Raw genomic sequence first — 413 nt, 5'->3', positions numbered from 1 at the left:
AGCTAGCCGTCGAAGGTGGGACAAATGATTGGGGTGAAGTCGTAACAAGGTAGCCGTATCGGAAGGTGCGGCTGGATCACCTCCTTTCTAAGGATATATTCGGAACATCTTCTTACGGAGATGCAGGAATAACATTGACATATTGTATTCAGTTTTGAGTGCTCATTAGAGTATTCAAAAGAAATGGGCCTATAGCTCAGCTGGTTAGAGCGCACGCCTGATAAGCGTGAGGTCGGTGGTTCGAGTCCACTTAGGCCCACCATTTTTTTGTACATTGAAAACTAGATAAGTAAGTAAAATTTATGATTTTACCAAGCAAAACCGAGTGAATTAGAGTTTTTAAACAAGCTTTGAATTCAAAAAGAAATAATCGCTAGTGTTCGAAAGAACACTCACAGATTAATAACATTTTG

The 413-nt window shown here is 40.0% G+C and carries 1 tRNA gene and 1 rRNA gene; both read left to right on the top strand.

The annotated features are described in order from the left end of the window. Window positions 1-87: ribosomal RNA gene (locus BJS11_RS13215) — 16S ribosomal RNA — on the top strand; the annotation flags it as partial. 98 nt (window positions 88-185) lie between these two features. Further along, window positions 186-262: transfer RNA gene (locus tag BJS11_RS13210), tRNA-Ile, on the top strand. The last annotated feature ends 151 nt before the right edge of the window (window positions 263-413 follow it).

Source organism: Staphylococcus caeli (assembly GCF_900097965.1).
GTDB lineage: Bacteria > Bacillota > Bacilli > Staphylococcales > Staphylococcaceae > Staphylococcus > Staphylococcus caeli.
Note: the sequence above shows the minus strand (reverse complement) of the source record. Positions and strands in the feature narration are given on the sequence as shown.